Source organism: Microlunatus sp. GCM10028923, assembly GCF_042666975.1.
Lineage (GTDB): Bacteria > Actinomycetota > Actinomycetes > Propionibacteriales > Propionibacteriaceae > Microlunatus.
On sequence record NZ_JBHTFF010000028.1, the window covers coordinates 1 to 18,102 of the forward strand.

At 61.4% G+C, this 18,102-nt stretch carries 12 protein-coding genes and 1 pseudogene; 4 read left to right on the top strand and 9 right to left on the bottom strand.

The window, feature by feature from the left end:
* Window positions 1–189: 189 nt before the first annotated feature.
* Together ACFQU4_RS37345 and ACFQU4_RS37350 are read right to left on the bottom strand one after the other, a co-directional pair.
* Complete coding sequence (locus ACFQU4_RS37345; protein WP_377502300.1) at window positions 190–813, bottom strand: hypothetical protein; 624 nt, start codon at window positions 811–813, stop codon at window positions 190–192.
* Window positions 814–1,045: 232 nt separating this feature from the next.
* Window positions 1,046–1,957 carry a coiled-coil domain-containing protein gene (locus ACFQU4_RS37350; RefSeq protein WP_377502303.1) on the bottom strand — a complete coding sequence of 304 codons (912 nt, stop codon included), beginning with the start codon at window positions 1,955–1,957 and terminating at the stop codon, window positions 1,046–1,048.
* A 529-nt stretch (window positions 1,958–2,486) separates the two neighbouring features.
* On the opposite strand from ACFQU4_RS37350, the gene ACFQU4_RS37355 reads away from it, so the two are divergent.
* The gene (locus ACFQU4_RS37355; protein ID WP_377502306.1) at window positions 2,487–3,224 is read left to right on the top strand and encodes a hypothetical protein; all 738 of its coding nucleotides are present in this window, start codon (window positions 2,487–2,489) and stop codon (window positions 3,222–3,224) included.
* Window positions 3,225–3,318: 94 nt separating this feature from the next.
* On the opposite strand, the gene ACFQU4_RS37360 is transcribed toward ACFQU4_RS37355, so the two are convergent.
* The 4 genes from ACFQU4_RS37360 to ACFQU4_RS37375 form a co-directional block, all read right to left on the bottom strand.
* A complete protein-coding gene (locus tag ACFQU4_RS37360) occupies window positions 3,319–3,660 on the bottom strand; it encodes an Lsr2 family protein (protein WP_377502309.1) in 342 nt (113 codons plus the stop codon).
* 376 nt (window positions 3,661–4,036) lie between these two features.
* Complete coding sequence (locus ACFQU4_RS37365) at window positions 4,037–4,720, bottom strand: hypothetical protein (RefSeq protein WP_377502312.1); 684 nt, start codon at window positions 4,718–4,720, stop codon at window positions 4,037–4,039.
* A 127-nt stretch (window positions 4,721–4,847) separates the two neighbouring features.
* Entirely contained in the window at window positions 4,848–5,816 is a 969-nt protein-coding gene (locus ACFQU4_RS37370) for an ABC transporter ATP-binding protein (RefSeq protein WP_377502315.1), read from the bottom strand.
* A gap of 3,577 nt (window positions 5,817–9,393) precedes the next feature.
* Window positions 9,394–9,534, bottom strand: coding sequence for a hypothetical protein (locus tag ACFQU4_RS37375; RefSeq protein ID WP_377502318.1), 141 nt, complete (start codon window positions 9,532–9,534; stop codon window positions 9,394–9,396).
* Window positions 9,535–9,582: 48 nt separating this feature from the next.
* On the opposite strand from ACFQU4_RS37375, the gene ACFQU4_RS37380 reads away from it, so the two are divergent.
* Window positions 9,583–9,843, top strand: a complete 261-nt coding sequence (locus tag ACFQU4_RS37380; protein ID WP_377502321.1) for a hypothetical protein — start codon at window positions 9,583–9,585, stop codon at window positions 9,841–9,843.
* A gap of 775 nt (window positions 9,844–10,618) precedes the next feature.
* Here ACFQU4_RS37380 and ACFQU4_RS37385 read toward each other — a convergent pair.
* The 3 genes from ACFQU4_RS37385 to ACFQU4_RS37395 all read right to left on the bottom strand — a co-directional run bounded on the left by ACFQU4_RS37385 (window position 10,619) and on the right by ACFQU4_RS37395 (window position 13,222).
* Window positions 10,619–12,118, bottom strand: coding sequence for a hypothetical protein (locus ACFQU4_RS37385; protein WP_377502324.1), 1,500 nt, complete (start codon window positions 12,116–12,118; stop codon window positions 10,619–10,621).
* Window positions 12,115–12,432: a hypothetical protein gene (locus ACFQU4_RS37390; protein WP_377502327.1), complete on the bottom strand. Its 318-nt coding sequence runs from the start codon at window positions 12,430–12,432 to the stop codon at window positions 12,115–12,117. Before ACFQU4_RS37390 ends, ACFQU4_RS37385 begins: the two co-directional genes overlap by 4 nt.
* A gap of 130 nt (window positions 12,433–12,562) precedes the next feature.
* Window positions 12,563–13,222 carry an ABC transporter ATP-binding protein gene (locus ACFQU4_RS37395; RefSeq protein WP_377502330.1) on the bottom strand — a complete coding sequence of 220 codons (660 nt, stop codon included), beginning with the start codon at window positions 13,220–13,222 and terminating at the stop codon, window positions 12,563–12,565.
* 451 nt (window positions 13,223–13,673) lie between these two features.
* Here ACFQU4_RS37395 and ACFQU4_RS37400 point away from each other — a divergent pair.
* Window positions 13,674–13,883: pseudogene (locus ACFQU4_RS37400) on the top strand (IS110 family transposase); the annotation flags it as partial.
* Window positions 13,884–14,735: 852 nt separating this feature from the next.
* On the top strand, window positions 14,736–17,630 hold the full coding sequence (locus ACFQU4_RS37405; protein WP_377502333.1) for a hypothetical protein: 2,895 nt from the start codon (window positions 14,736–14,738) through the stop codon (window positions 17,628–17,630).
* Window positions 17,631–18,102 lie beyond the last annotated feature (472 nt).

Sequence of the window (18,102 nt, forward strand, 5' to 3'; positions counted from 1 at the left end):
CCAGGCGATGGGCGGGCAGCTGACCAAGATCGAGGACATCGCTCCGATCGTGCAGTTCCTGGCCACCGACGGCTGGTGGATCACCGGGCAGACGATCTTCGCCAACGGCGGCTACACCACCCGCTGAAACGTGATAGTCACGCGTGGAAGATCCGCCGTCAAGGCTCGCGCCAGCGCGTAACTCAGAAGTCAGCCCTTTCCATCCTTGTCAGTCGCACTGTCATCGACCGAATTCTCTCCATCACCAAGAACCGATTTGGATAGCCGGCCGCGCAGCGTGGTGATCAAAGCATCGGCCACGGCATCGGCATAGTCGACCAACCGCTGGTCCCACTCATTCGCCAGGTCTTCCAACGCGTTGAGACGTTCGGCGTCGCGGTCAACCAGGTGGTCCCCCTCGGGATGCTCGCCGGCGGGACCTTGCATCGTGTCGATCAAACGTACGTGTTCGGCCGCCTCTGCGGCCTCGTCGATCCGACGTAAGTGGTGTCTAACTCGATCCAGATCCACGTGGTCCGTCAACTGGATCGGCAGACCCGGCCGGGGCCCCCTCTGATCGATCAAGGCCGGCCGTGACCGTTTGTACGGCAATTGACGGCATGCGGCATCCTCAAACGCATCCTGTACCACGTACCCATAGTCGTCGACTGCGGAGCGCCATTGATCCTCCCACACAGTGTCTTCCGCCATCGACAGAACGCGCTCGGTCGTGTGCAGGACGTTCCTGCGCGCCGCCCGTTCCCGACCTCTGGCTGAGCGCAGCAGCGACCGCTGTTCGCCAAGAATCCACAGCGCCTCCGCGATGCCACTCACCTGACACCGGGCTCCATACATGCGCTGAACAGCTTCCCTCCAGCACTTCGCGATATTTCGATCCCGAGCAAAGGCATCCAGCCTCGTCAAGAGGTCGTGATGATCAGTTGTCAAGAACTCACTCACCGCTGGTGCTCCTCCACGTTGATTTGGTCTGGTTCCGACCGCAGTGGCCCCAGCCGACACCCGATCCGAAGCGGCCGCCCATGATCGTCTCTAAGCCAGCGAATGATCAGTGTGAACTCGTACGCCGCAGTCTGTACAGGCCTGGATCGGGATGGACAAGCAGGTGGTGCCTACCAGTTGAGCCGTAACCTACGACCTGAACTCGTGGGTTCAAAACCCGTTTCGGGGCCACCAACATGACGGTATAGCGATTCGGGTAGTCGAAGCCGTGCGACGCCGACGAGTTGGACGACTTCTTTTTCTTCTTGGGCTTCTTCTTCGGCTTGTCGTCGTTGTCGTCGTTGTTGTTCGAGTCGGAGTTCCGCTCCGCGCGCTCGGCTTCCTCCCGCTCGGCTCGGGCCCGCGCTTCGGCCGCCTTCTTCCGCTTCTCGGCGGCGATCCGGGCGGCTCGCGCGGCGGCGGCCTTGCGGGCCGCCTCGGCCTTCTCCCGGGCGATCCGCTCGGCGATCCGCTTCTCCACGCTCTCGCGCTCGGCGACCTGCTGCTGGTACTGCTGCTTGTCGGCGGCGAGCTGGTCGGAGGCGGCGGACTCCGCGGCCTGCTTCGCGTTCAGCAGCGAGGCGACCTCGTCGGCCTCCGACTGGGCCTTCGCCTCCAGCTCGCGCTTCAGGACCAGGTTCGCGGCCGCAGCCTTGCGATGGACCTGGTCCTCCTTCTCGATGTCGGTCTGCTTGACCCGGGCCGCGTTCAGGGCTCGCTGGGCGTCGGTCAGCTCGATGATCCGGGCGTTCGAGGTCTCGATCATGGTGTGCGACCACTGCGCCCGGGTCTGCAGATCGGACAGCGAACTGCTCCCGACCAGCAGCGCGATCGGCATCAGGTTGGTCTTCTGCTGCACCTGCTGGCGGACCACCGCGGCGGCCTGCGCCTCCTTCTGGTCCAGCTTCAGCTGCCCAGCCTCGACCGCCGCCTTCGCGACCTTGAGCGCGGCCTGCGACTCCTTGAGCTTCGCGGCCATCCGCTGGTCGAACCGCTTGGCCTCTTCCAGCTCGGCTTGGGTCTGGGCCAGGCGTTCTCATGTCGCCGAGAGGCGAGTCGACCGGCGCCGCTGGTGGCGGGCGCCTGCTTCGGCCGGGCGAAGCGACCATCGTTCTTCGGTGCTTCGCTGTCGCCCGGAACGCCCTTTCGGGCGTAGGAAAATCCGGAACCACAGCTTTCCCCAATCACAGATTTTCGATTTTCGCCGCTCAGCCCCGAATCTGAGAGCGTTTTTGAGAATGCGAAGTCAGCTCACACACTCAAAACACTTCTACGCCGAGTCCCCGCCGCAACGATCGACAGCAGAACCTAAGGAACCGGCCCCCTTTTGGAACTGAGGCTGCGGGGGTGCCACCCAGAAGGGAAAGGGGGCCGGCCACCCGAAAAGGGTAACCACAACAACTTGTCACAGGTCAAACGACTAGCAACGGCATACCTAGGTAGTCTCCGCGGCCGACCCAAAACGTGGCAGACTGCCGATAGCCGTCCCACTTTGAGGAGTACGAAACGTGCCCGACGCCGCCCAGGCTGCGATCCGAGCGGCCCTGCAGCAAACAACACAAGCCGGTTCAGCCCGGATCGTCTATGCGCTTGAAACTGACTGGACGATCCCAAGGCCACCCGAATCCAACGACCGGGGTGTTCGTCAGTTCGTCGCACGCGGCGTCTTGGCCGTGGGAAAGGTTCTCGGACCAGCGCTATTTCGCCTGATGACCCGTGGCATGGATTTTCGACGCCAGACTGGCAACGGCGTACTCGACATCTCTCAACGCAGGTCAATGATCGACTACGGAGGTTATGCCCAACTACAGGTCGCAGAGAAGGAGTGGCGTGGGCGATCCGGACAGCTGTTGGATGAATCATTCGAGGACCACGCCCGCGTGGGCTCACCGCTGTGGCTACTCGACCTGCTCGCTGGGGTTAGCGTCGCAGAAGAGCAGGGGCCCCTGGGCCCTGGCCCTCACATTGCTCGCTATTTCAGGGTGACGATCGACCTGGCCCAAGCGTCAGCCGTCGCACCTTTCGGCATGGCAAGCCCCTCCCGAGATCATTTCGAGGAACTGCACCGTCTGGAAGCCGAAGTCTGGCTGGACGATTCCCACATCCAACAGATCCAATTCACTGACGGAAGACAAACCTACATCTTAACCCTCAGCGACTTCGGGGCTGATGTGGACAACTTGGACTGGACCCGCCTCCCCACCGTCGAGCCGCCCGAGGGAGGTCGTCCTTCAGACGGCTTATGACACGAACCTCAAGATCACCTGCCTTGCCGCGCCGAAGAGGACCAGGCTCTGCCCAACGGGCGCCGATCGTTCTCGGCTGGCCTATCGGCGAACCTCAGCCGGCCGAATTGTATGCAGCGACGATTTCTTCGGGGATGCGGCCGCGCGACGACACCTCGTATCCGTTATCGACAGCCCACTCACGAATGGCTCGGGTCTGGGAGGGGGCGGTACGTGCGGAGCCTGCACCGCCCCCTGCACGCCGGCGGCCGCCTGTGCGGCGGGCCGCACTCAAATATGGCGCCAATGCCTTGTCTAGGGCTTCCTTGTTCTTGGCGGACAGGTCAATCTCGTACTCGACGCCATCGAGTGAGAAAGAGAATGTGCCGCCTTGTCCATCCTTGATGGGCTTGCCATCAAGATCGTCCTCGAACCTCGTAACGACCTTTTGTACCATTCGCGCTGCCTCCCCTGGGTGAATGCCTCGGACGTTGAGTGCGACGCCTCCACGCGCCGTGATCAGGTACCGAGCGATTCTCACCTGTCACGACGGCACCGCCTCCGCTACCGTACCGCATTCGCGCATTCATGGTCGCGCGCGGCCGTGTCGCGTTCGACGCCTCTCCCGAAGGGTCATCCACCGAACCACCGCTTTCGCGGCCTCCGCTCGCCAAGATCTCGCCAATCAACTGGCCACATCAGTTCCCGCCAGGACTGCTCGCCATCAACATCCCGATTACCATCGGATGAGCTCGGGCACTGACCGACTGGAGAATCTCATAGCCCAACGGCGCCTGCGAACGGATCCCCACCGACGCCTAGGATGGCAAGGCCTACCGCATGCTGGTGCGGCAGAGCCGCCACCCGCCGGCAACTGCAGCAACCCCCGCCCACCCCAGCAGCAACGCCACACTGCCTGGCTGACCAATCTGGTTGTCTGCAGCGGACATGCTGACTGCAGAGTTGAGGAGCTCGCCAGGAAAGAACCTCACCACGTGTTCAGGCCAGCTTGCACCGATCATCGACAAAGTTGCGGCTGCGAGGGGAGCTATCCAGATCATTCCAGCGAAGATCAACAGGGCCCCGACTGTCGACCGCACCAGCATCGAGATCCCGCCCGCGGCCGCGGACAGCAGACCCACGGACAGCCCGCTGACCCCAATCGCCCAGGCGAAGGAACCATCGTGGAGGTGCCCGGCGAGACCGTACCGGGACAAGCCGAACAGCGCTCCCGCGAAGGCCAGCAATCCGCCCAGGACAACTGATGCAGCAGGAACCAGGAAGGCGACTGTCATCTTCGCAAGCACGACGCCGAGCCGCCACGGCGTCCAACAGAGGGCCGCGTTGATCGAACCCGAGCCGTACTCACGTGCTATCCGGAGAGTGACCCACAGAGCGGTGAAAAAGTAGGACGCCTGAACCCCGGACATCGGCACCCCGCGAACGACGGCACTGACATCCGACTGAGCCACCGCACCTCCGTTGGTGAGTTCGCCGACTCCCCAGGAACCGATCAAGCTACCTCCCAGCATGCTCAGGACCGCGCAAGCTAAGAGCACCCAGGTCTGGCGAGCCCAGACTACTTTCATAACTTCCACTCTGGTCATCCAGACGAACCGCTGGACGCGAGTTGGTCGATTCAACTCACAGTCTCCTGACTCGCTCGTGTGATCTTCCGACCACGTCCATGTAGACGTCTTCCAGCGACCGCCGCACTACGTACATTTCTTCAAGCACGACTCCGGCGGATACCGCGCCCTTGAACACATCCGTCGAGGCCACCCCAGCTAGGACCAGTTCGTTCGGAGCGGACTCGTGCCATGCATCAGGTTGCAGGGCGAGCTCCGTGATCAACGCCGCAGGGTTGTCCACGCGCACTCTCACCGAGCCGCCCGCCGTGCGTTGCAGCGTGTCCATCGGCTCGTCGAACTTGATCGACCCTTCTGAGATGAGGACGATGTTATCGGCCGTATCCTCCAGTTCTGACATCAGGTGCGACGACAACAGGATTCCACACCCAGCCTCCGTGAGCCTTCGGAGTGTGCCCCGAAACCAGATAATCCCATCGGGATCGAGTCCATTGATTGGTTCATCAAGGATGAGATACTTCGGTTGGCCAATGAGACACCCGGCCAACCCCACTCTCTGTCGCATGCCCAGCGACAGCATGGATATCCGTCTATTAGCGGCCGATTCCATCCCTACCTGAGAAATCGCATCCATGATGCTGCGACTCTTTGCGTCATACCCTTGGGCAACCGCCGCCAGCGTGACGTACTGCCGAACAGTGAGACTTCGATCCATCCACGCCGCATCAATGAGGCAAGCCACAGTGCGAGAAGGGTTGTCCAAATCTGCATAGCGCTTTCCACCGATCAGGACCTCGCCCCGCGTTGGACTCTCCAGCCCGACCATGATCTTCATGGTCGTCGACTTACCGGCACCATTAGGCCCAAGGAACCCCGTGATAGCTCCCCGCTTTACGTCGAAAGACACCCCATTGAGTACCTGCTTTCGGCCGAATTCCTTCGAAAGGTCGCGTACCTCAATCACTGTACCAACTCCTGGTCCCGTCCTCCGCGAGGGTATGGGTTCCCATCTCCGACAGCGCACACATCAAACCTCCAACCCCGCACTATCGACAATCCCGGTCCGGCCACACTGACCACCTCGCCGAGGGTCGCTACACGCCGTTCCAGCAGCCCGAACGACAATGATCATCTGGGAGGCACCTTGACAACTTGCTCCCTAGACACGATGCCCTACCTTTCTGGCGATCCACCTTCAGCGGAAAGACGACAGTGCAAAGCGAATACAAGATTCTCCCAATTGCCTAGACTTGCCCACACACGCCCACTCATGCTCACACGACCAAAGCCAGGCCCAATCCTCACGACGTGCAAGTATCCGGGCCAGCTCTAGGAAAGTCGGGTCGGGCTGGCCGGCATGAGCCCGGCGCGAATGACCGCAGCTAAGGAGATCAGGTTCCAATCACCGGCCAGACTCAGGCTGTTGCCGGCGCCAACGCCACCCAATTCTCAATTCCTGTGAGCAGCGAACCGTGGCAGTGTCTCCCTCGAGCAGTCACTGCCACGGCCCGTGCTATCCGAAGCATCCCTACAGCATTCGCCTGAGTGCACCTCGGCAAGGTCAATGAGATCACAGCCGCCGTTTCGGCGGCGTAAAGAATTCTCTTTAGAAACCCAACACATCTCAGCACACTGATGACGAACAGAGATGAGTACGACGACTCGATCTATCCTGTTCGCCCGAGCGGGTCGTCGTTGCGAGTGCGCATGGCGACGGCGTACCAGACAGTCAGCAGAGTCTAGTCATGGAACAACCAGTCCCCGCGCCGGTTTTGACTCGTCTCCAAACAAACGCTGGAGATTCCGGATCTCGAACCGCGAGTCGACGGACGCGATCCGGGTCGAATATCCCGTCCACCGCGGCCCTGACTCCTCCGGGGAGATCACCAATTGCATCGTCAAGTTTACGCCGGTTAGAGCGGCGAGCTGTTCAAGGTCCTGCGGCGGCCGGTACCGGGGCCTGGAAGCCGCGGTACCGATGGACGCCATACCCAGCCCGACCTAGGCCGCGAGGTCTTCGATCGCCGACGAATTCGACACTTCAGTCGATCTGAACGACTAGGCCGCTGCCTGCCGGGCCTTCCTGACTGCCAGCGCTGCCTGGCTCGGTTGATGATCATGTAGTGCTCTACTTGATCACGCTGCCACCGGATCCGATCTAAACCGGCTATCCTCGACCGAGGGTGGGCAGCTGTTGCCCTCGAGCATCAGTCCGTGCGCCAGCTGACACTATGCAGCATATCTGATGTCCCCTCGTCGAGGCGACTCCTGCGCCCATTCCTTACGCTGTGCTTACGGGCAACATGACAGGCTTGGGAGCCCTTTGAACGTCTCGGAGGAAGAGGGGACAACATATTTGTCAGAAGTCTCACAGGCGGTGCGGTGGATCCTCTTGTTTGATGGAGCGCTACTCGTCGGCTCGGCGTTGTCGAAGTGATCTCAATAGTGCTTGGTCCGACTTCGGGAAAACTGGTGGTCGGTGATCCGATTGGTTCTTGTCGCCCGTTGTGTATTTGGTGCTTGCAGCCGTTAACACCAGGGCTGCCAGTAAAGGCAAGAACTAACTCCACCGTGCCGCCACTTACCCGCAGTAGCCTCTCGCAAAAGGCGGGACAGTCCTCTGATTTGGGGAGTAGCTCGATTGGTCCGAAGGCCCTTCGCACCGCTGGCCGCACCTGCCCCTTCCCGCTAGGGCGAGCGCTTCCGGGCGCCGCAATTTTCAGAATCGAACCTGGTCAGCGCAGGACTCCCGTTATGGACGGCCGGGCAGAGTGGCGGTCCCCCAGAGCGACGCCAAGCCGCCGACGGCTAGGCGGACCGCCTTGACCTAAGAGAGTCCGGTTTGAATAAGAAAGGTCAACCGGAAGCTCGGGTAATCAAACTGTAAAGGGACTCCTTGACGCCGCCGTAACACCGTCACGTATCCAATTGGGTATATTGGTGGAGTCCCAATGCGGATTCCGACCTGGGTTACACGGAAGGGATTTCTGTGGCTAGCGGTTACGTAGGCAAGTTGCTTGTACTCGTCCTGACGCTGTCCATACTGGCGGCACGGCGAGCTCCGCGAGCGCGGCAGAGTTGGACCTCGGCGAGTTGGGCGCGCGTGGTACAAATCGGTGATCTCGTGCGAGTCACGTGGGTTCGTGCGTGTGCTGACGCGACAGATGATGGGACTCGCTGTCGGCATGATGAGACACCAGACCAGGGCATTGCACCTGTGGGTACAGCCTAAGGATGACGGTGGTTACTGGCAGGAATAGGCCATGAAGATTCCGCAACCACTCGACGAATCCTTGCCCGTCATCGGTCGCGGATGGATCGTTCACCATGGCGGGCGAGACGTTTTAATCCACACACCGGGCGAACATGCAGATGGCACGGGGATTCCGGCCCTACTGTCGAGCTCGGTTGAGCCAAATCTTCGGTACGACCTTGGAGGCGAGTTCAAGGATGGTGGGATCCAGGCTAGCGCTGTAGCGGCGTCACAGCTACAGCAGAAACCTGAAATCCGTAGGGCGCACATTCGGGCACTTGGATGCCGGTCGGGCATCTCCATTGTGCGCTGGCGTGAATTGACAGAAGCCTGGGGTGAGCAATCTCCGATCGCCCAGTCGGCGGTATCTACGTGGACTTGTGTCGAGGACTCCGAGGAGCCTCTGTCTTCAGACATTCTACTCGTTGGCCAGGTAGTAGTTGTACGTTGGATGACGGTTGAACTCCACGACTGGCTCCACACTGTTCCGCCACCCAACACGATTCACGCCGCACCAATAGTCGCGAACTGCCGTAAGGATCTCCTGCCCTGGTAGATAGTCGCTAGCTCGCGCTTCCTGATTCTCCTCGCCGCGCATAGCCAAACAGGACCACCACGGGATCCGAGAACGTGCACCGCGATATACCAGCTGCATGAGATGACGGTAACCAAGCCGAATCTCGCCTTCGTAAATAGCCCTCAATTTTCGGCATAAGTACGGCTTCTTCTGACCGTTGATTGCGGCGACCAAGGTTCAGGAGATTGCAGCGGCGCACGCTCCACCCCTTTAGAGGGACCAAGCTGTTGGAGATCCTAATGATTGGAGCAGGTATCCCGACCGGAGGGACGTTGGTAACGACGACTTGAAGAATCGCAGAGCAAAGAATGAGGAATAGGCCGATGATGTTTCCAATACGCCTCAATCTTCACGTTATCTGCTATATTGCGATTGTCCGTCACGGCGTCCCCCTCCGGGTCATTCCGAACCTCACTGCTCCGCCACTCCGGCAGGCCAGATTTGTTAGATTCTGCTTCGCTAAGGTGCGACAGCTGGCGTTGAGCGTCCATTTCCTGCAGTTTGCGTAGGGCATGATCACGGTCTGAATACTGGCCTCATCCTGGATAGACGCAGGGACTGGCTGCCGGCGGCGCAGGACGAAGGCGAGGATCTGGGCGACTTCGGATATTTGAGGAGCCGCGCTTGAACGAGGAAGATCAGGATGCCTGTCATTCCGGCGATGGTTAGCGCCGAGTAGTTGCAAGGGCTTTGCTGTGGACCAAAGTTGTTGGAATGCGAGTGTGACGCCGTAGGCGGCTCCGCCGGCCGGTGTGGCTGCGAGCAGCGACCTTATAGCCGGTGGTGGACAAGGCAGCTGATCGGCATCTCGGATAGCCGAAGTGTCAACACGTTGATCGCGAGCGCGAGCCCGATCGTGTAGGCGATCACGCCAGCTTCCTCGCCGGTCAGCTTGTCGGTCAGGGTGCGCACGGTCTTGAGGACTCGGGTTGCGGTGTTCTTGAAAACGACGGTGTCGCCGTGGGGCCAGCCGACGATTTAGCTGACGCTGGGCGGCGCGGTGTCGAGCCCGAACAGACCGGCTACGACGTGGGCGACGGACTCGGCTTCGGTCTCATTGATCCCGCGGTGCTTTTGGGCGTCGCCGAAGATCTAAATCGCCTTCTCAACCTTGCGCACCTGACGCCCTTTCGCCTGCCGCTGCCGGTACCCAGCCAGCGCGGGTCGCTGTCGGGCACTGGCCCCATGATCAACATCAGATTGTTCGGGCCGTACGGGTAGAACGAGCGGACGAACTCCAGGAACCGCGTCTCCAAACCTTGAACCATCGCTAGGTGCCGACCGCGGCGAAGCAGGCCGGGATCAAGGACCAGGCGGGCCGGCCGGTAGCCTTTCCCCGCCGTCGGCGGTGTCGGTGTCGTCCTGGCCACCCTCACCGCCGGCGGCGACGTCCGGCACCAAACCCTCCGCCGTCCTCGCGGTCGACCGACAGCGCCAAATTGACCCCCTGCCAGAATCCGCGGGCGGGCCAGCGGACCGGCCGAATCGAGTCGCCGTCACGCGTAGTAGGTCACGGATGGCGCTGGCGAGTGCCGCTCCGTCGCCGCGGGGGGCGAAGAGCAGGAAGGCATGCGATGTTGCTGCCAGGACCATCGCGACTCCGTACAGGGGGACGAAGCGGCTACTGCTGTTGCTGCCGGAAGCGTCACGAGCGCGGGTGCAAGGGGCCCGGTGAGTGTAACGGCGATGTCTTTCCACGGGCTGAGCGGGTGCCGGATGACGATGACGCGGAGACGCCGGATTCTCACCGCGCAGACTGCGCGGTAACCGGCAAGGACCCGGTACATGGCAACGTGGCCGCATTCGTGAAGAACAAGGGATACGAGGATCCAGGCCAGCGTCCGGGCGACGATGCTCACGGTCGGCTGTCCGGCCAGTGCTGCGTATGCGGTGACACCGAAATAGGTGGCAAGGGGGATCGCGAGTGACCGCAACACCAGCATGCTCGTCACTGCGATCGCCAATGGCCCGTGTGGCAGCTGCCCGCTTCGGGGCTTCATTCCTGCGTTCGTTCGGTGGCGCTCGCCCAGTAGGTTGCGAGTCCTGCTCCTGCGATGCATACGGTTGCGGCTGGCTCTGGAATTCCGGCCATCGCCAGGAAGCCCATCGTGCCGAGCGTGATCGCAACAAACAGTGTGATGCTGACCGATGTCAGCGCGGTGGCTCCGCCGCCAGTTGGCAGGTATGGAACGACAGTCGAGCCGACCAGGGTCGCGATCCATACGAGCACTGCGGCCGTTGCGGTCGTAGCGATCATTGATACTGGAAGCAACTGTGTTGACACGGCCACCGCAGCTATCGCCGTAGCGGGCAGTGTTCCCAGGATCAGGGTTGCTAACGCTGAACTCAGTCGCCAGTAGGAGCCGTTGGCCACGGTGAGGTGTCCGACCCAGCGGTGGGCGACGTTCCTGCCCACAAGTTGGAGTGTTCCGAGATACGGGCCGAGGGGGATGAGCGGCGCGACGATTGCTCCCACTCCTGGAATCCGTTGCTGGGTGACGATCAGGATCGCGAGGGCGCCGACCGATAGGCACAATCCGACGAGGTACTGCGGCGTTCGGGCTAGTTGTAGGCAGTCGATCCATGCTGTCGCCAGGAACGAATTGCGCGGGATCGGCGCGCCGGTTGCCACGGGTAGGCATGCGTCATGATCATCTTCGGTGTGCCTCGACCTGGACGCACCCAGCCGTGCCAGGAGAACGCACACCAGGGTCCATGCCGCGATTGCACCGAGGGACATCGCCCGTTCTGCCGCGGTCGCGGAGGGGTCGATCGCGGTCGCGAACGCGCCGGCGGGTGCCAACGTGTGCCACCACCCGTTCGGAGCCAGCACGTCGTAAGCCCCGATGGCCACGATGGCTGCGAATGTGGCGACGGCGCCAGCGTTGACCGCGAGGAATCCTGCTGATCGCCGGAGGCCTGCCTCGACACTGTCGCTGATCAGCGTTGCGATTCCCCACGCCAGACCGATGCCTATGCCGATGGCGCCCAGTAGCGCACAGCCCGACACCCACTTCAGCCAGGTGGGATGGACCGTCGCCGCTACTGCGAGGAGCTGTAGCGAAGATAGGACCGCGACGAGAAGGGAACCGGCCAGGACCGGCCCCGAGGTCGCGAGTGCGACGACCCATCGTTTGACTGGCAGAAGCTCCAGTTGAAGCGTGAGTTCTGAACGTTGCGGCACGAGGGATCTGAGCCCGATCAAGCACAGCCCGCCAGTGACGAACGCAACCGCGACAATGATTCGGAACAGGGATCGCTGGAATCCGAGTGAAGAGGTGACGATTCTGCTCGCGCTAGCCACCGAGACTGTTGCGATGCCGGCCACCAGTGCTACAGCGGCAAGGACTGTGACCCAACTGCTCCATCCGAGGCGTCGCGATACCTCGCGGAGCCCGCACAGCGCTGAAGCTCGAGTGATCACAAGGACGTCGGACAGCGGCCGGGGCATGGCGTGGAATGCCGCCGGCCTCTTTCGGCATACCTTCTTCGTCATGCTCCCGGACTGAGGGCGTCGTCATGGCGGGATCGGTCGCGCTTCGGCCGAACCCGGTCCGCAACGACGACGGCTGCGCCTACACCGGCACACACGACCAGCACAACGAGCATGCCGATCCCGTTGGGAATGAACTCAACGCCTGCCGCCCCACCACCTGGAGCAGAGTGGGCGTCAATGATGAACGGAATCTGTCCGCGCCCGGTCGACCAAGCGACCGCGACCGCAGCGAGACAGCCCAAGAACAGCAACGTTACTCCCATGAGCAGCCCGGACAGCGCCCCACCAATGGTCTTGATCGGCATCATCATCATTCTTCCGCCTCCTTCATGTTGAGATCCCACAGTGCATCCCACACGGCCCTCCGCCGAGCCGCGTGCTGTTCGGCACTCCCCGTCGCATTCAGGAAGACCTCCGGCAATGATGCGCCCCGCCACTCTCGTTTCAGGTTACCGACGCCCCCTGCGCGACTGTCATTCCTTGACTAAGGATCAGCACATCAGTGCAGTGTTGTTCGGCGCGGCCCAAATCGTGTGTCGCGATGATGACCGCCCCGCCGCAGTGGGTGAAGTCCCGAATCAGATCCGCCAGCAACTCAGAAGACGGAGGATCCAGACCCCGGAACGGTTCATCCAAAATCAATACCTTAGGGGCATGCGCAAGCGCGGCAATGAGTTGCAACTTGCGCTTCATGCCGTGCGAGTAAGTTCCCACAAGGGATCCCAGGTGGGAACCCAACGCAAACGCCTCTATCAGGTTGCCCACCGCGATGGAGGCGTCGGCCACATCGCGGAGTCTGGCGACCATCTGCAGATACTCGCGGCCGGTCAACGCCGTCGGCAAAGGCAGATCATCCGGGGCGAGCCCGTAGAACGAGCGCGACCGCTTGTCGGACACCGAAACCCCGCAATAGTGGACTGACCCAGACGTTGCCGCTAGGAGACCGGAGACCATGTGCAGAACCGTCGTTTTTCCAGAACCGTTCGCACCCAAAATACCGAGAGTTGACCCGGGAGAGACCTTCAGGTCGACGTCCTGAACCACAATCACCCGCCCGAACTCTTTACGGAGACCTCGGACGACAAGCACATCACCGCTAGTCATCGACGCAGGACCCCAAGTCAGTTCCTGCAATAGAACTTCCAGGTTCCGCCGGTCTGGAAGTTGGGCATGTCAAGTGCGGGCCAGGCCCCGTACTTGATCTGACAGTAGGCCAGAATTCCGCCAATTGCAACCACAGCGGCGATAGGAACAACCACCAAGAAGGCACCGTGGTTTACTCGACGATCTGAATCTGTGACGGCGGACAAGAACCGCACAAGGACCGAATAGAGAGTCAATTGAACCGACGACATTGTTACTCCTCTTGCCTAAATGACCCGGCACGCGACGAAGAGGGTCCAGACCGAGGATGAATCAATGCGCCGCAACTGTCAGCGCTTCGCCAAAGCCTCCCGAGACCGATCCCGCAGTTGACGAGGCGGACGTTATCAGCGCCAACCGTTTTGCGGCAAGAGTTCGATACCTAGGTACTTGACGTGTGGTGTTCCCGGTCGGGCAACAAACACTCAAACGCGCATTCTTCCTCTCCGCGTTCGCAGCCCTGCGCGACCCGGCCAGCCGGGCCTACTACGACCGGAAACGAGCCGAGGGCAAGAAGCACAACGCCGCCCTCATCTGCCTCGCCCGACGACGCTGCGACGTCCTCCACACCATGCTCAAAACCGGAACCCCCTACCAACCGCGGACAGCCCAAGCTGCTTGACACAAGACATAGGGACACCCCCGGGCTGGCACATGCGCACGGACACAGCCCCGAATCGCTATGGCACCTCGCGGTCAAGCATGTAATCACCCGCTGGGCCGATCGGCAAACCGAAGGTCACCAACGTGCAGGTGGAACGTTGGACCGACGACAGCGCAAGACGGGCTAATGTCCATGTCCGAACCATCGGTGGCGCTCCCCTCGCCTCGAGGTCCAGCCATCGCGGGTAACTGACCTGGAGTGGTCACGCCGCCATCAGGTTGCCAAGAACTGGGCACCACGGACGCCTGACCCCTGGAATCCAGCCAATGAGATTCATCGAATTACGGGCGCGTCAGGGCTGCCGATCCGATAGTCGACTATTCATGGGAGATCATGTTTCGTCAGCATAAAGAAGACCGGCTCATAGTTTTTACGCTCACCACATCAGGGCACTGCTACACTCCCAACCGGCAACTTTACCGGGAAGGCGAAATCCGATGCTGATCGGGCTGCACACAACTACCTAGGTAGCAATAGGTAACGCGATTTGGTCTCCGCGGCGGAGTGTTTTAGAACCAGTGACCTGTGTATCGCGGGACGGGCAGGCCAGGTCGCGAAGCAAACACTTGACGACTCATGTGTGCAGGTAAATGTCAAGGAGGATATGTAATGAGCTACCCACCAGCTCGTGAGCGTTTCAGGCTCTGGGGATCGTCGGGGAAACAAGGAGTGATGAGGCGACCGATCGTTGACGCACGGATGCTCCGGTGGGTTGTCTGTGCTGCTTTGGTGGGCTGTCTGGTGCTCCAACCCGGTTCGGTTGCAGCGGTTCCTGATCTGGAGGGCGGAGTCGCGTCCAACGAGATTCTCGTGCCCGCGGCACTGGATGACCGAGTTGCCGACGACGGTGAGACGCCGATCGCGGTTCGTGGGGTAGGAAAAGACGGTCGCGAGATCGTTTATGGGGCGCGGCCGTCGGCCACGCCTCCGGTTGCCGATACGTCCGCCGAGATCTCCGGAACCCGACATTTTGTTGACTGCTCGGCTAGCGCGGCGGGGGACGGCACGGAGAAAGCGCCGTTCAGTGACCTGGATTCGGTGAACGCCCTGCAACTTTCGGCCGGGGATCAGGTGTTGCTTCGCCGTGGCGTGGTATGCACTGGCATGCTCAGGCCGCAGGGATCAGGGACGCGCGAGGCGCCGATCGTGATCGATGCTTATGATGCCGAAGCGGATTCGATGGCGCGGATTGATGCTCGCGGTGAGGAGCAGGCAGTCCTGTTAGAGAATGTCGAGCACTATGCGGTTCGCAACCTCGAGTTGACGAATTTCACGGACGATAGCCGTGACTTCGCGGGGGGGTCGGTGCGGCGGGGGATCATGATCTCAATTAGCGATATCGGAGTTGGCGAGAATTACAAGATCACCGACCTTCTGATACATACGGTCCGCGGCGAGGGCAAGAAAGACCTCGGGGGATCCGGTGGAATCCAGCTGGAAGTCCAAGGCGATAAGAAGTCGACGAAGTTCCGGGACGTTGAGATCGCGTACAACACTATCCGCGACACGAACCGATCGGGGATCAACATGTCGACTACCTGGACTGATCGGGCCGAGAAGGGTTCGGCGAGTGACAATTTCTACGCGTGGGATCCGATGCACATTCACGATAATTTCGTGACCGATGTCGGTGGTGACGGCATCGTCCTGCAGCACGCTTCCGGGTCGATCGTGGAGCGCAACACTGTGGATAACACGGCGAACACCAAGGGAGGTAAGTCGATGAACCGGGCGAACGCCGCGGTGTGGTCATTTAACGCTGACAACGTCACGTTTCGCTATAACCATGTATTCGGCACGATCCGCGCTCGGGACAATGGCGATGGGCAGGCCTTTGACGCTGACTACGGCGCGACCGGAACCCTGTTCGAGCACAATCTCTCACACGACAACCAGGGTGGCTTCTTGCTTCTATGCGGATGTACTGGACTTTCGACTGATACGACCGTTCGCTACAATGTCTCGCTCAATGACGGCCGTCAGGTCACAGTCGACTGGTTTCAGCCGAGTGGGGTAGCTCGCACCATCTTCTTGTCTGGTCAGACTGATGCCGAGATTTACAACAATACATTCCTGCTTCCCTCTTCCAGGGTTGATATCGCCCATCCAAGCGGGAACTATGCCAACAATGTCGTGCTTGCAAATAATGTCTTCCTTGCACAGGAAGACACTGAGGTTGAGGAGACAGCGACCGATAGTGGGAGGGAGACGATTGTCTGGCGAAACAACGTCTTCGGCGGCAGTGAGTCTGGTTGGCCCGAGACCGATGCCGGGCACCGTAACCTGGTCGTTTCGAAGCTAAAGCTCACCGACGGCGTGGGCCTGGATCGGCTCCGACTGAGACACTTCGCGATCGAATCCTCCGGTGCTCCGATTGCTCCGGCTGGCGTCGTTGATTTCGTCGGCACGCCGGTGCCGTCGGTCACGCCACCCGATGTTGGTGCTTTCCAGCTTTCGCCCATCGATCAGGCGCAGACGACCGTTCGGGATGGAGGCTTTGAGTCCGGCGAAGGTGAATGGGAGTTATCCGGCAAGGCTCAGTTCACCCAGACTGGACCGCGAAGTGGTGCTCATGCCCTTGAGTTGGCGCGAGGGGCCGCGAGGACGCGCGTGCCGGTTGCGATCAACCGTACCTATCGACTGCTCGCTGCCGTGCGCGCGGGTAAGAACGGTGACCTTCCGACGGTTTCGGTGACCTTGGCGTCGGGCGCCTTCGTTGTGGCGGCACCGGCGGAAGGCTCGGTCGAGAGGGAGACTGACGGGTATGTTCCGGTCGCGGCGACATTCCGAACGTCGACCAACCCCGGCCGGGTGGAGATCGGCATAGCCGGTTCAGGGGAGGTAGACGATGTTGCGCTGGAACCGCTCGATGACAGTATGATCGACGGCTCCTTCGAGGCGCTGGCCAACACGGTCTGGCAAGAGGACAATCAGGCCACAGCACCACGGACCGAGGACGAGACCACCAGCGGGCGCTTGGCGGCGGAAGTTACCCCAGACCAACCGGCGATCAACCGGTTCACCTACGTCCCCTCCGAGGTTGAGTACGAGCTTGCGGCCTGGGTCCGGCCGAACAACGACGAAGAGATGACCCTCACCTGGACCGACGGTCAGGAAACCGGGTACGTCGCATCACGTCTCGATGAATTCTGGCAACGCATCTCCGTGCCACTCAGATCGACGGCCGTGCCCATCACCGTGACCTGCTCCGGCTCGGGGACATGCGATGACGTGACACTCGTACGAGCCTGGGACCGGAGCGTCCCACCGGTTGGCCCGCTTCGTGACATTCCGGTCGAGCCCGCCCCGACATCCAGTGCGAACCCGTCAACTACGCCGACGGCAAACCCGCCCTCCAGCCCGGCATCGCCGTCGGCTAGCGCCGAACCTTCGCAGACTGAGTCCTCGCGGCCAGCCACGCCTGCGGCTGGTTCGACGCCCTCTCCTTCAACCACGCCAACGCCTGGACGGCCGTCGGCTACGGCATCGCCCACGGCAACCGCTGGGCAATCAGAAGCGGAACGGCCGTCCTCGGAGCTATCCACGGTGACGTCTGCGGGTTCCGGACCGGGCGACGCATTGCCCGAAACCGGCGGCCCGCCGCCCTCCTCGCTTCTCGGTGGCCTGGCACTGGTCATTGCCGGATGCGTGGCAATCACGCTGGCGCTGCCGCGACACCGGCCATCAGGACGTCGCTCGAATTGACCTAGGCAAGGAGGACTGACATGACCGACATGACTCGCCGCGCAGCAATTGCGACGGTGGCGGGCGCAATTGCGGCCCCGGCCCTGGTCAGATGTTCGTCCGGCGCTGGAGGCCTGAATGGACGGTCACGCTCCAAGTGATGGGCGACAGGAGCGACCTTTTCGAAGGGACTCGTAGATGCCTTCGAGACTGAACACCCGGGTATCAAGATCGAGTGGATCATTTATGGATAGATCCGCCTAAATTCGACGATCGCCGCCCCGTTACCTTTCTGGTGGCTCTTGAGGTAAGGGCCACGGTCGCCGGGCCTGGTATGACTTACTGCCCCTGTCGTTCGCATGATCCGGGGGGTGTTGTCGCCGGGTCGGGTGGCGTCGAGTGACCGCTGATAGGGACACGGCCCAACGAGGTCTCTTTGTAACGTGGCTGCCGGGACTTGATGCCTGATCGGTGACCGATTGCCGCAGAGAGG

Bases quoted from the DNA above. Each gene is read 5' to 3' on its own strand.
- ACFQU4_RS37350 (WP_377502303.1), bottom strand. From the start codon at position 1,957: ATGGCCGCGAAGCTCAAGGAGTCGCAGGCCGCGCTCAAGGTCGCGAAG.
- ACFQU4_RS37360 (WP_377502309.1), bottom strand. From the start codon at position 3,660: ATGGTACAAAAGGTCGTTACGAGGTTCGAGGACGATCTTGATGGCAAG.
- ACFQU4_RS37385 (WP_377502324.1), bottom strand. From the start codon at position 12,118: ATGACGAAGAAGGTATGCCGAAAGAGGCCGGCGGCATTCCACGCCATG.
- ACFQU4_RS37390 (WP_377502327.1), bottom strand. From the start codon at position 12,432: ATGATGATGATGCCGATCAAGACCATTGGTGGGGCGCTGTCCGGGCTG.
- ACFQU4_RS37395 (WP_377502330.1), bottom strand. From the start codon at position 13,222: ATGACTAGCGGTGATGTGCTTGTCGTCCGAGGTCTCCGTAAAGAGTTC.